The 12,915-nt window shown below is 34.5% G+C and carries 10 protein-coding genes; 4 read left to right on the top strand and 6 right to left on the bottom strand.

What is annotated here, in order from left to right:
• Positions 1 to 247: 247 nt before the first annotated feature.
• On the top strand, positions 248 to 1,426 hold the full coding sequence (locus VFM92_RS07165; protein WP_325121515.1) for an IS110 family transposase: 1,179 nt from the start codon (positions 248 to 250) through the stop codon (positions 1,424 to 1,426).
• Positions 1,427 to 1,480: 54 nt separating this feature from the next.
• Here the strand turns inward: VFM92_RS07165 and VFM92_RS07160 are convergent, their stop codons facing one another.
• From VFM92_RS07160 to VFM92_RS07135, 6 genes are all read right to left on the bottom strand, one after another.
• Entirely contained in the window at positions 1,481 to 2,848 is a 1,368-nt protein-coding gene (locus VFM92_RS07160) for a transglutaminase-like domain-containing protein (protein ID WP_325121514.1), read from the bottom strand.
• Positions 2,849 to 2,885: 37 nt separating this feature from the next.
• Positions 2,886 to 3,257, bottom strand: coding sequence for a PIN domain-containing protein (locus VFM92_RS07155; protein WP_325121513.1), 372 nt, complete (start codon positions 3,255 to 3,257; stop codon positions 2,886 to 2,888).
• On the bottom strand, positions 3,254 to 3,469 hold the full coding sequence (locus tag VFM92_RS07150; protein WP_325121512.1) for a DUF2191 domain-containing protein: 216 nt from the start codon (positions 3,467 to 3,469) through the stop codon (positions 3,254 to 3,256). Before VFM92_RS07150 ends, VFM92_RS07155 begins: the two co-directional genes overlap by 4 nt.
• A gap of 74 nt (positions 3,470 to 3,543) precedes the next feature.
• Entirely contained in the window at positions 3,544 to 5,865 is a 2,322-nt protein-coding gene (locus VFM92_RS07145; RefSeq protein WP_325121511.1) for a PAS domain S-box protein, read from the bottom strand.
• Positions 5,866 to 5,906: 41 nt separating this feature from the next.
• Complete coding sequence (locus VFM92_RS07140; protein WP_325121510.1) at positions 5,907 to 6,284, bottom strand: hypothetical protein; 378 nt, start codon at positions 6,282 to 6,284, stop codon at positions 5,907 to 5,909.
• Positions 6,281 to 7,558, bottom strand: a complete 1,278-nt coding sequence (locus VFM92_RS07135) for a sterol desaturase family protein (protein WP_325121509.1) — start codon at positions 7,556 to 7,558, stop codon at positions 6,281 to 6,283. Before VFM92_RS07135 ends, VFM92_RS07140 begins: the two co-directional genes overlap by 4 nt.
• Before the next feature lie 100 nt (positions 7,559 to 7,658).
• Between VFM92_RS07135 and VFM92_RS07130 the strand changes: the two genes are divergently transcribed.
• From VFM92_RS07130 to VFM92_RS07120, 3 genes are all read left to right on the top strand, one after another.
• Positions 7,659 to 8,120, top strand: a complete 462-nt coding sequence (locus tag VFM92_RS07130; protein ID WP_325121508.1) for a hypothetical protein — start codon at positions 7,659 to 7,661, stop codon at positions 8,118 to 8,120.
• Positions 8,121 to 8,343: 223 nt separating this feature from the next.
• Positions 8,344 to 10,203: a DNA topoisomerase IV subunit B gene (locus VFM92_RS07125; RefSeq protein ID WP_325121507.1), complete on the top strand. Its 1,860-nt coding sequence runs from the start codon at positions 8,344 to 8,346 to the stop codon at positions 10,201 to 10,203.
• Between the two features lie 106 nt (positions 10,204 to 10,309).
• Complete coding sequence (locus VFM92_RS07120; RefSeq protein WP_325121506.1) at positions 10,310 to 12,913, top strand: DNA gyrase/topoisomerase IV subunit A; 2,604 nt, start codon at positions 10,310 to 10,312, stop codon at positions 12,911 to 12,913.
• Positions 12,914 to 12,915: the final 2 nt, after the last annotated feature.

Raw genomic sequence — 12,915 nt, 5'->3', positions numbered from 1 at the left:
CTACTCATATATTTACACCATCAAGCTAAAGTACAATTTTAGATTTCTGTAAATTAGCTAAAATTAAAAACGAAAGGAAAGGATTAAATCTGTCTACTAAACACTTTGATGTTGCAATCGAGAAATCCCTTTCCTTTCTATTCATCGTAAGCCTGAACAGTACCTAAAGGCTATTTGACTATAAATAGACCTTGTATCAGTTGTGAGTATAGGTAGATGATTTTTATTTATTAAAAATAGTGAAGTCATGAAAAACCAGTCAGAATTACTAAGCCAGAATCTCGGAGTAGATGTTTCCAAAGATAGTCTGGACGTTACTTTCTCTACAATGGATGTGCAACGCCAGGTAAAGGTGAAGGCTTCCAGAAAATTTTTCAATACGCTAAATGGCTTCAAACAGCTGCAGAAATGGATGGAAAGTAAGCGTGTTAAAGATGTGGAGTTACGCATCTTGATGGAAGCCACAGGAATCTACTATGAGCAGTTTGCATGGTTTCTATATGAAAAAGAGTATACTGTTTCAGTTATACTTCCCACCAAGGCAAAAAGATATCTTCAAGCTATTGGCAACAAGAGTAAGAATGATAAAATAGATGCTAAAGGATTAGCTCAGATGGGGCTGGAGCAACGCTTGCCTTTATGGCAGCCCTTATCGAAGAATATTTATCGTCTGCGTCTGCTTACACGTCAGTTAGAAGATTTTAACAATCAGCGAACTGTTTTTTTAAATCAATTGCATGCTCTAAGCCATGGTGCTTATGCTGTGAAAGAGGTTGAAAAGAGTTTAAAGAAGTTGGTTAAGGAGTTGGAAAAAAGCATTGCGCAACTAGAAAAATCCATTGAGAAACTTATTACAGAAGACGAAGCCTTATCCTCCAAAGTAGAAAAGATATTAAGTATTAAAGGGGTAGGGTTAAAAACCATTGCAGTATTATTGGCTGAAACAAATGCCTTTGCCACCTTTGAAAACCAGGGCCAGTTAGTAAGCTATTCCGGTTATGATATTATTGAAAATCAATCGGGGCAGAAGACAGGCAAATCCAGAATGTCAAAAAAGGGAAATGCGCATATCAGAAGAGCCATGCATATGCCTGCTTTTGGGGTAGTACGAAACAAAGTATCCCCATTTGTTTCTTTACATGAGCGGCTATTGGGAAGAGGTAAAACAAAAATGCAAGCTTACGTAGCGGTGCAGCGAAAATTGCTCATCTTAATTTGGGCATTATGGAATAAAAATGAATCCTATGATCCTGAATATAATCAAAAAGAAAAAAATACTTCCAGTAATGATGAGCCTAAGCTCCTCTTTTCGCTTGGCTCCGAAGGAGACAAAAAACAAGTAGCCCCAGCGGATACTGAGGCTACACAAGATGAACTTCCATGCAAAGAATCGCCTGAAGTCCTCTTTTCGCTAGAACAAAGTTAGAAAAATTATATTTATTTACTTGCTTTTAAAGACAGTACCTCGATTGCTTGGAACCTAAATCTCTTTAGTTATAATTCTTTGAAAGCTGAATTTTGCATTACTTACAACACTTTGTCCATCTACCTCAAAAATAGGATAAGCCATAAATTTAACTGGGCTAGAATTTGGAGCAGGTTCAAATCTTAAATCTCTTCCTTTTGTAAATTCAATTCTATTAGCTGGATGTCTTCCAAAGTAATAAGTGGCTAAAGCAGTATATTTATTACCCTCACTAATATCAACTGGCCACCATTTATCATCAGCATAAAATTCTGCCCAGCAATGATATCCATCTATTCCGCCTTCATCTCTATCAGACGGGATTCCCGCTCCAATAGCAAAACGGGCTGGAATATTAGCCGTTCTGGCTAAGGATATAAATAAAGAATGGAATTCAGTACAATTACCTGTTTTAGAATCACATGCATATACAGCATCACCGGTACCATATTTTTCATTTTTAGCATAACGCATATTATCAATGATGTAATCATAAATAGCTCTTGCTTGGATGAGTTTGCTGTCATTTTCTTTTCCTTCCGTTGCTTCGGCTACTATTTCTTTGAATCTTTGATTGCCTACAGGCATCAATACATTTCCACTTAAATATTTTCCTAAGTCAGTATTTTCCTCAGTGTAAGCTCCTTTTTCCTTTCTTTTTACGTGATAAGTGATTTTAATTGGCTTATTGCTGTGTTCTTTATCTAGGTCTAAAAATAAAATCTTATTACCATATTCTTTCCCTGTCAGTATTTTGTATTCTCCCTGAATTTCCATGCTTATAATTTCGATATCCTGAAATTTATCTGTTTGGGCAATAGGAATCCAAACCTTAGCATCATTTTCAATTTCTGGTAAAATGGTTTCGTAATAAAATTCAAATTCATCTTCTCCCTCAATTACTCCCAATAATTCATTTGAAGCGGATTCAATTGGTACTCTCTGCCAGGTTTTATCTTCTTTTTGCTGCCAACTGTAAAATGGCTTTCCATTTAGCTTATGAACAGTGGTTTCAGTGACGTCCATAGCACCTGGTTTTCCTTCCATAAAGAAATCCACGTCATATACATCACCATTTTCATCTGCCAAATCAACACACGCGAAATGACGGTTTGGACCTAGATTAGATAAATATTCCGTATGAACCCGGACTAGTTTTAGCCTCAATTCCTTGTTTTCATCTTTTATATGAAAATAGCCGTCAGCCTCTTTTGTTTTATTGTCAATATAAGCTTTTATACCTGTTTCAATATCGGCTATTTCCACTTTTGAGTTAGATTTTGAAGTCTGATTTTTTGTAGCATTATCCTTATTTCCCTCGGATTGACAACCTAATAACATAACTGAGAATATGAATAGTAGGAGTGAAGTGCTTTTTAACATTTTGTAGATATTAATCATATTAATTTGTATCGAGACTTTATTTGTTTTCAATGATATCAATGGCTTTATATAACGTTTTATCTAATGACCAAAGTGCATAATCATTTTTAAGGGCTGCTGCCAATATGTAAGTGTCAATTAAACCAACGCCAGAATTGTAAAGTTTATATTCATAGGAAAGTTTACCAGCTTCAATAAATAACTCTTTTTCATTCACTTTCGGTAAACTCTCCCAAAAACCAGCTATTATTTCATATTCTCTTTTATTTTGTACACCCTGAAGAAGCTCACCAAAAATAGCGCTTATAGCCACAACATGTTTTTCTCGGAGATATTGAGGTAAAACATTTCGATAATGCTCATTTCCTTTCAAATACTCAATCCAAACAGAGGTATCCACAATTATCATCTATTTCTGTTTATTTTCCGAATTCCGTCAGCTGTAAAGTTATTATTCCAAACCAAAGGCTTTTCATTAACCATGTCAATAAGGTCATCTACCTTTTTTTCATTCAAGTATTCATTGAGGGCAATGATTAAACTTTCAGTGATATTTTTACCACCGCTTTTAGCTTTTACTTTTTCGATTAAATCATCTGGTATTAAAGCTGTAACTTTCATATTATTATTTTTTTGATTCTCAAAACCAAATATACGATACAGTATCGTATATTCAAAATCTTTAAAAATAATGATTATTTTTTATCCTTCAGCTTTTCTATTTCTGTTTGTAGTTTCTTATTTTCTTCTTGAGCTTTTTTAAGTTCTGTAATATCTTTGGAGACAGTGGAGACACCAATTACACCACCTTCATTATTCACAATAGGTTCGCAGCGTGTTTCAATTGTTAAATTACCTGTTTGTAATTCCCTTATTTCCTCTAATTTCAATTTTTCTCCTGCTAGAGCTTTATCGTATCTTGCTTTCCATTTTTCTAATTGGTCTCCAGGTAAAATGCTTAGAATACTCAATCCCGGTTTTAAATCAATTCCAGACTGCTTAAACCGATTTTTCAAAACATCATTTACTACCAAAATCTCATAATTAGTATTGATGGCAAAATACGTGTCTTCCGTATTATTTATCATGCCATTTAGCACATATTCCCTCTGTGCTAATTTCTTGGCATTTTCTTCTCGCTGCATCTCGATTTTCTTTTCTCTTGTGATATCTCTAGAGAACACGGATGCACCAGTGATAGTACCGTCTTTTTGCTTTATAGGATGAATGTCATAATGACGATATGAATCTTCACCTTTTACGCTACTTTTAATTGTAAATGATAAAACTTCACCTTTGAAAACCCTATCATAATATGTTTTCCATTCATCTCTAACATCACCTAACATTTCTAGGGCATTGCTGCCTTCTTTCATTCGCTCGTACTGAGTACCAGCGTATCTGTTTTTGATGACATCATTCATTAAAATAATATTGTAATCAGTATCGATTAAAATGATTGAGTCAGTAGTATTATTTATTAAAGCATTGAGATTAGCTTCTTTTTCTGCCATTTCGGTCTGAGCTCGCCCCATTTCCTCTTGAGTAGCTTCCATCTCTTCCATGTTTTGACGCATTTCTTCTTCCTGAGAACGCATTTGCTCTGTCATTTCCTGAGACTCAGTGAGGAGTTTTTTAGTACGCTCATTGGTTTTGGCGTTAGCAATAGTAGAAGCAATATTTTCTCCTAATTTTTCAACAAACTCAATTTTGTACTTAGGAATATCTTTTATGGAAGCTATTTCCACTACACCTTTTATTTCTTCATTTATTTTCAAAGGAACAATTAATACACATCGAGGAAGCGTTTCACCTAATCCAGATTTGATTTCCACAAAATCTTCTGGCACTTCGGTAAGGTATATTTTGTCTCCTTCCTGAACTGATTGTCCTACTAATCCTTCTCCGATGGAAATTTCTTTTTTTAATCTTTTTCTACGCTCATATGCATAAGCCGCTTCCAGAATTATTTTTGATTCTTCAGTTTCACTATCAGGTTCTGTGAGTACGAATAAAGCGCCCTGATTAGCTTCCATAAATTTCACCAGATTGGAAATAATTTGGTAAGATAATTCTTCAATATTATCATTATTATTTCTTAAAATATCTGCAAATTTTGCTAACCCTTCATTAACCCAGCTTCGCTCCTTATCAGCTTTTGCAGAATCTTGCATTTTTTCTCGCATATGAAGGAGAGAGGCAGCTAAAGAATTATCATCGTTTTCCTTCAAGCCTTTATAATCTGCATCTAATTTTCCTTCTCCAATTTTAGTAGTGAAATTCGTAGCATTTTCTAGAATCTCAGCCATGGAGTTAATGTTCTGAGCAATATATCCTAATTCATTCTTGCTTTTATAGTCTATTTTCTTCGTTAAGTTGCCTTTAGCTAGTTCTCTAGAAGATATTGAGATTTTATAGATTGGGTTAAGAACTAAGTTGCGTAAAATCCAGTAAATAAAAATGCAGAGTATTCCGATATAAATGTAAAGCAGAATAGTGTAGAAAGTCTCAGCTTTTTCCTCTTCCTGATTCAATTCCATCACAAAGTCTTCAATTTTTTTCTGTTCTTTTATAAAAGAATTATATCTTTTTTCAAGAGTTGATTTAGCATCATTAATAGTGATTTCTTCATCTTGAATACTGTAGAGCGTTTCCTTCAATGGATTCCAATAAATCAGTAAATTTTCAACTTTAGATTTAACTTCTTCATTGACTTTAACCTTAATTTTTTCATCTCCTAATTTTCCGCCTTTTGTATAAGCAAATAAAATTCTTTCCACTTCTCTTAAAGTCGAACCTATAGATTCCCTGTTTTGCGTTATATTTTGAGGTGATAATGGTAAAATAATCTTATTAAGATTAGTAAGCGTTTTTGTTCTTAATAAGCTTTGTTGGTTGACTCCAGTTTGCGTGATTATCATGTAAACTGCGATTGCAAGTAAGATAATGCCTATACCTATTGAATAGGCTAAGTTTCGAATTTTCCAATCGTAAAGTTTTCTTTTCCAATTTGCCATAGTTAACTATTGGTAATGCGTTAAACAAAATTAATTTGAATCTATTTTACTTCCTGCACATTGAAATCAATGGCTTGGTCTAAGGAGTTAAAGCGAATATATAAAGCTTTTAAATAACCCTCCTTGTATTGATCACAATTTTCATTTGGGTTCAGATAATAAATAAAAAATTTCTGACTTCTTTCATATAATTGATGTTTATCAGCAGTTCCTAATAAGTTTATCATTTCATTTTGAGATAGTCCTCGTAATTTTTCTTCTTGTGATAAGAGATTATCTACTACTTCAATTCTATACTCTTTACATGCGTCTTTATCTGCTTTCCATTTTTTTAAGTCTATATTTTCCAGTTCAGGAAGTTTAGTACATGCGATGTTTAGAATTAAGAGCGCAAATGGAATTATCCTTGTTGTCCTCATGAAATTGATTTTGTAGAAGGTTGTTTTATGGTAGAATATGATTTTTTAATAAAAATAAGTGCAGTGAAAGAAATAACCCCATAAGCTAATATTACGGTCGTTAATACAGAACCAATAGTTGGAATTAAAATAAATACGATGACTATAGGCGTAAATAATACCCTAAAAATCTCTAAACCATATGAATATTTTTTCTCCTCTAGTAAAACTCCAGCACCTGTAACACCTAAAATAATTAATGAAACCGTTAATATTTGTTCCCAGATATTAAAATTATCGGCATTGAATAAAAATAGGGCAGTACCACCCAATATAATAATGTATTGAATTAAAACATATAAACTAAAAGCACCTGAAGTCTGCTTATCAAATTTTCGGTCTTTATCATGGTCAATCTCAGGAATAGCCATTTGTCCCCCTAATTCTTCAGGTCGCCAGCCTGGCGGATAGAAAATGTACTTGAGTTTATTTTTAAAACCTTTCATTTGCTTGATTCCCTCACTCATTTCAACATAGTGTTGTAAGTTTACCCAAACAGGATTCCAGCTGGCGGTTTGCTTTGTGATTCCATAAGTTGGTCTCTCTTCTTCTTTCTGAAAAGTGCCAAACATTCGATCCCAAATGATAAATACACCTGCATGATTTTTATCAATATATTTAGGGTTTCGTCCATGGTGTACTCTATGATGAGAAGGAGTATTGAAAATCCATTCAACTGGGCCTAATTTTCCGATAGTCTCTGTATGTATCCAGAATTGATAAACCGTTACCAGACCTGACATTAATACAAAGCTTAAGGTATCAAAACCAATTATGGCTAAAGGAAAGTAAAAGAAGAAAGTCCAAATAATTTGAAATGAGCCTTGTCTTAATGCAACAGAGAAGTTGTAATCTTCGCTTTGATGATGCACTACATGTCCTCCCCAGAATAAATTAATTTCATGACTTTTTCTATGCGCCCAATAATAAAAGAAATCAGCGAGGATGAACAGTAAAATAAGATTGTACCAAGTAGGGGCAATAGAAAGTAAAGCAAAATTTTCATAGACCCACTGATAAGCTGCGATACTTAATATTTTGAAAAATATTCCCGTCACCTGTTGTGTAATTCCACAACTGATATTGGTAATCGCATCATTTAGCCTATAAATTCTATATCTTTTTACAGCCTGAATGAGCAATTCAATCCCGATAAGGGCGAAATAAATGGGGATTGATAATATAACTGGGTTAAAATCCATCTTGCTGTAATTTATGCTTTTAACATAGCTCATTTAAGCTTCGTTTCGAAATATAACATTTTGAATAAAAACTTCCTTGAAAAAATGCTGAAATACTCATGAATAAAATTAATTTTGTGAGCAAATATAAATTATGGAGAGGATTTCAAAGGCATTTTTAATAGGAACGAGCATCGCTTATTTAGCAGTTTTATTTTATACATATGCTTATTTCGCAGAGTTATCTTTTGTGAATATCAAGGTGTTAGATAATGAAATTCAATTCAGTAATAACACCCTTTTTTATACTGGCTTAATCATTCCTATCATAATTGTACTAATCTGTGTTGCTCTTGCAGTAGTTATAAAAAGTCAGCCAATTGGTTCTAAATTCTATTTTAAAAATGAAAAAGTAAGGAATACACTGGCTTCATGGGCTAGAAGTTTGGCAGGAACATTCAATTTATTTTTTGCAAGTTTGTTGACAGTCTTTATTTTTGTAAACAACGAAGAAGGCTTAACCCAAAGTGGTTATTTGCCTCTCATTATTCTCAGCATCCTAATCATCTTTTTCTGGGTGCTTTGGCTACCTTTCATTCTAAGGAGAAATAAATAATTTTTTGAAATATTTTTCTTAAGTATTAGAGCTTAAATTATTCAGCTTTAATTATCTCATATTCAAATATTTTCTTGACTCTGCTTGATGTAAGACTTTATCTGTTTAGATAACTTTACATGCTTTGTTTGCAGTAGACTGAAGTTCAAAAAGCTTTACAATTAGAAAAAGCTTTGTAATTTTAAAATTTGAGTAGGTATAAACTTTCAATCCAATAAAAGCGATGGCAGAATTTCAATATGATGAGGATAGTATAAAATCACTGGATTGGCGGGAGCATATTCGTATGCGACCTGGTATGTATATCGGTAAGTTAGGAGATGGTTCATCTCCTGATGATGGAATATATGTATTGGTAAAAGAAGTGATTGATAACTCCATTGATGAGCACATGATGGGGTTTGGTAAAACAATAGAAATAAAAATAACCGACCAAAGGGTCGAGGTTAGGGATTATGGGCGAGGAATTCCGCTTGGGAAAGTAGTCGACTGTGTATCCAAAATTAATACGGGTGGTAAATACGATACAGGAGCTTTCCAGAAATCAGTTGGATTAAATGGCGTGGGTACCAAAGCGGTAAACGCCCTTTCTAATTATTTTAAAGTTCAGGCCTACCGTGAGGGACAAACAAAAGTTGCTGAATTTCAAAGAGGAATAATCTCTAATGATTCCGAAGTAACTTCATCAAGCGGTAGAAATGGTACTTTAATTGCTTTCGAGCCAGATGAAACAGTTTTCAAAAACTACCATTTTATCCCAGGCTTTTTAGAAGAGCAAATGTGGAATTATGCGTTCCTGAATTCTGGTTTGACCATAAATTTCAATGGAGAAAAATTTCATTCAGCCAATGGATTGAAGGATTTATTGGATAGAAAATCAGATGAAGAAACCAATCGCTACCCAATTATTCATCTAAAAGGAGATGATATTGAAATGGCAATGACGCATGCCAATCAATATGGTGAAGAATATTACTCATTCGTAAACGGTCAAAACACTACTCAAGGAGGAACACACTTGGTGGCATTCAAGGAAGCCATTGTGAAAACCATTCGTGATTTTTATGGTAAAAATTATGATCCATCTGATATCAGACAAGCCATAGTGGCAGCCATTGCTGTTCGAGTACAAGAACCAGTTTTCGAATCCCAAACGAAAACCAAATTAGGTTCTCAGAATGTGGCTCCGGATGGCCCAACCATGCGAACTTTCATCAATGATTTCGTGAAGAAAGCGTTGGATGATTTTCTTCATAGAAATCCTACAACTGCTGAAGCAATTCAAAAAAGAATCATGCAGTCCGAGCGGGAGCGAAAAGACATGGCAGGAATTAAAAAATTGGCTAATGAGAGAGCCAAAAAAGCCAATCTTCACAATAAGAAATTAAGGGATTGCCGAGTACATTATGATGACCCTAAACATGATAAGAAAGATGATACCATGATTTTCATCACGGAGGGAGATTCTGCTTCAGGTTCAATCACCAAATCGCGCGATGTGCAAACTCAGGCGGTATTTAGTTTGAGGGGTAAGCCACTAAACTGCTATGGCAAGACAAAAAAGCTAGTGTATGAAAATGAGGAATTCAATCTACTGCAACATGCATTGAATATAGAAGAAGGTTTGGAAGGACTTCGCTATAGAAAAGTGATTATCGCTACTGATGCCGATGTGGACGGAATGCATATTCGCTTGCTTTTGATGACTTTTTTCCTTCAATTTTTCCCTGATTTAGTGCGTGATGGGCACTTATATATCCTGGATACTCCTTTATTTAGGGTTAGGAATAAAAAAGAAACCATCTATTGCTATTCAGATGTAGAGAGAAAAAATGCGATAGAGAAAATAGGAAAAGCAGCAGAAATCACCCGATTTAAAGGATTAGGAGAGATTTCTCCTGAAGAATTTGGTGAATTTATTAATGAAAACATCAAGTTGGATCCGATTATCTTAAGTAACCAAACCAAGATAAAAGACCTCTTGACTTTCTATATGGGAACCAATACCATGGAGAGACAACAATTTATCATTGATAAATTGAGAGTTGAGAAGGACTTAGAAGAAGAGTTGGCTGAAGCTTGATTTATTGTAAAAACATTGCAAAATCGGATTGATTATAAAATGAATGCAAAAGTTGATTTTGCATTCTAAAGAAATAATATCAGAATATCGTCTTTGATTAATTCAAATGGAAGAAAATAACGAAAATAACGAACCACAAAACAACCAAAACGGAGAGGGTAAGGATAAATTACATAATGTGATTGCCGTATCGGGCATGTACGAAAACTGGTTTCTAGATTATGCTTCTTATGTAATCTTGGAACGGGCAGTACCTGCCAATGAAGATGGTTTTAAGCCTGTTCAAAGACGAATCATGCATGCCATGAAGGAAATGGATGATGGGCGTTTCAATAAGGTAGCCAACATCATTGGGCAAACGATGCAATATCACCCGCATGGTGATGCTTCCATAGGAGATGCCATGGTGAACATGGGGCAAAAGGATATTCTGATTGAAACTCAAGGAAACTGGGGAGATATCAGAACTGGGGATAGCTCTGCTGCTCCTCGTTATATTGAAGCCCGACTTTCCAAATTTGCTTTAGATGTAGTTTTCAATCCGCAAACCACCGAATGGCAATTGTCTTATGATGGTCGTAAAAAAGAGCCTGTTACTTTACCCGTAAAATTTCCATTATTATTGGCGCAAGGAGTTGAGGGGATTGCAGTAGGTCTGTCTACCAAAATTCTTCCGCATAATTTCTGTGAGTTAATCAAGGCTTGTATTGATGTATTAAAGAATAAAAAGATTGAAATCTATCCTGATTTCCCAACAGGAGGAATGGCTGATTTCTCAGAATATAATCAAGGCTTAAGAGGCGGGAAAATCCGAGTAAGAGCCAAAATTGAAGAAGGTGAGAAGAGAACTCTGTTAATTAAGAATATTCCTTTTGGTACAACTACAACAGGCTTGATTGAATCCATTATTAGAGCAAATGATAAAGGTAAAATCAAAGTGAAAAAAGTGGTAGACAATACAGCCAAAGATGTTGAAATTGAGGTGCAATTGGCATCCGGTCAATCACCTGATATCACCATTGATGCTTTATATGCCTTTACAGATTGTGAAGTTTCCATATCACCAAATGCTTGTGTAATTATAGATGATAAACCAATATTCTTACCTGTAAATGAAATTTTAAATAAGAATGTTGAGGATACGCTTGAACTATTAGAGCGTGAATTGGAAATCCGAAAAGGGGAGTTGATGGAGAAAATTCTTTTCTCTTCTTTGGAAAAAATATTTATAGAAAATAGAATTTACCGAAATATTGAGGAATGTGAAACTTGGGAAGCGGTTTTAGAAACAATAGATAAAGGTTTAGATCCTTTTAAACCTCAATTCTACAGAGATATTACGCAAGATGACATCATCCGCTTAACGGAAATCAAAATTAAGAGGATTTCTAAATTTGATAAGTTCAAAGCGGACGAATTGATGCGGAAGTTGGAGGAAGAGTTGGCAGAAGTTGAGCATCATTTGAAAAATTTGACCGAATATGCAATTGATTATTATAAGCGTTTATTAGAGAAATACGGTAAGGGAAGGGAACGTAAAACAGAAATCAAGAGCTTTGATAATATTCAAGCACACACCGTAGCCGCCAATAACCAAAAACTATATGTTAATAGAGCAGAAGGCTTTATTGGATATGGAATGAAGAAGGATGAGTTTATAACTGATTGTTCTGATTTGGATGATGTAATTGCGTTCAAGCGTGATGGGACTTACAAGGTCGTGAAAATTGATGAGAAGGTTTTCGTAGGCAAAGACATTATTCATGTAGATATTTTCCGTAAAAATGATGATCGCAGGGTTTATAATGCAGCTTATTTGGATGGAAAAACGGGCCGAAGCATGGTGAAAAGATTCCAGGTCTTGTCCGTAACTCGTGATAGGGATTATGACTTGTCTAAAGGTGCAAAGGGTTCTAAAGTATTGTATTTGGAAGCTCGACCTAATGGAGAATCTGAAGTAATCAATGTGAAATTATCCAATTCTTGTCGAGCGAGAGTGAAAGTTTTTGATTTTGATTTTGCTGAATTGGAAATCAAAGGCAGGGGAGCTGGTGGAAATATTTTGACCAAATATCCGGTAAAGAAGATCGAGTTCAAATTGCTTGGTGAAAGTAGTTTCGGTGGATTGAAAATCTACTATGACCAATCGGTAGGTAAGCTAAATACAGATGAAAGAGGGCAATTAATTGGCTCTTTCCATGGTGATGATAATATTTTGGTGATTTATAAAGATGGTTCATATGAACTGAGCAATTATGAACTCACCAATCGATTTGATGGAGAGAAGGTAGAACGAATTGAGAAATTTGACCCTAATAAAATAATCTCATGTGTTTACTTTGATGGGGCCTCTAAAAATTATTTTGTAAAGCGTTTCCAGATTGAGACTCGAACACTTAATAAGCCATTTGTATTTATTTCCGAACATAAAAAATCTGCCTTAACAGTTGTGAGCACTGATAAAGACCCGCAATTGGAAATCGAATTCCGTAAAGGTAAAGACAGAGAAAAGGAGTCAGCTACTTATGATTTCGATATGTTGATTGACGTAAAAGGTTGGAAAGCGATCGGAAATAAACTTTCACAATATGATGTTACTAAAGTGAAATTATTGGAAAGTAAGAAAGAGGAAACAGCCAAAGAATTCAAAACTGGTGATTCAGTTGATTTGGATGTAGATGATGATAAGGAGCAGTTGGGTTTATTTTAATA

Source organism: Marivirga sp. (genome assembly GCF_035704835.1).
In the GTDB taxonomy this organism is placed as follows: domain Bacteria; phylum Bacteroidota; class Bacteroidia; order Cytophagales; family Cyclobacteriaceae; genus Marivirga.
The sequence above is the reverse complement of the archived record's forward strand: the minus strand, read 5'-3'. Positions and strand labels throughout refer to the sequence as shown.